This window comes from Pseudomonas sp. KB_15 (assembly GCF_052114525.1).
GTDB lineage: Bacteria > Pseudomonadota > Gammaproteobacteria > Pseudomonadales > Pseudomonadaceae > Aquipseudomonas.
Genome location: NZ_JBFREX010000102.1, coordinates 1 through 974 on the forward strand (window position 1 = coordinate 1; position 974 = coordinate 974).

Annotated in this window: 2 protein-coding genes; both read left to right on the plus strand. The window is 65.7% G+C overall.

Going from position 1 to position 974, the window contains the following annotated elements:
• A partial coding sequence (locus AB4Z35_RS29860; RefSeq protein ID WP_442101137.1) for a flagellar hook-basal body complex protein occupies positions 1 to 291 on the plus strand: 291 nt, incomplete at its 5' end.
• A partial coding sequence (locus AB4Z35_RS29865; protein WP_442101138.1) for a flagellar basal body L-ring protein FlgH occupies positions 291 to 974 on the plus strand: 684 nt, incomplete at its 3' end. The genes AB4Z35_RS29860 and AB4Z35_RS29865, both read left to right, overlap by 1 nt.

Consider the following 974-nt stretch of genomic DNA (forward strand, 5'->3'; position numbering starts at 1 on the left):
AACGCCGCCACCGTCGGCCAGATCCAGCTCGCCACGTTCCCGAACCCGGCCGGCCTGGAAAGCCTGGGCGAGAACCTCTACGCGCAGACCGATGCCTCGGGCGCACCGAACACCACCGTGCCGGGCCTGAACGGCGCGGGCACGCTGCAGAACAACTACGTTGAAGCGTCGAACGTGAACGTGGTCGAGGAACTGGTCAGCATGATCCAGACCCAGCGCGCGTACGAAATCAACAGCAAGGCAGTGCAGACGTCCGACCAGATGTTGCAACGCCTGACCCAGATGGGATGATGGGAGTGACCATGGCCGCCAAGCTGCATCGCCTCGGTGTGTTTGCCCTGTACGCCTTTGCCGGCCTGGCCGTGCTGGCGAGCGGCGGCTGCGCACTGATGCCGAAGGAGCCCCTCGTACAGACGCCCACCACGGCACGCGCCGAGCCGCGCGCCGTGGGCGCGCCCACGGGTTCCATCTTCGCCTCGTCCTACGCGGGCAATCCGCTGTTCGAGGACCGGCGGCCACGTAACGTTGGCGACATCCTGACCATCGTGATCAGCGAGAACGTCAACGCCAGCAAGAACTCCGGGACCAATGCCAGCCGCACGGGCAGCACGACGTTGTCGTTCGACGCCGTGCCGCGTGCGCTGGCCGGACTGTTCAGCGCCAGGTCGAATGCCGATGTCAACGGCAGCAATGCCCTGAAGGCCAGCGGCGGCGCCACCGCCGCCAACACCTTCAACGGCACCATCACCGTCACGGTGCTGGAAGTGCTGGCCAACGGCAACCTGGTGGTGTCCGGAGAAAAGCAGATGGCCATCAACCAGGGGGCGGAGTTCATCCGCTTCTCCGGCGTGGTCAATCCGCGCACGATCACCGGCGACAACGCAGTGCCGTCCACCCAGGTGGCGGATGCACGGATCGAGTACACCGCCAAGGGATACATCGACGAAGTGCAGAACATGGGCTGGCTGCAGCGC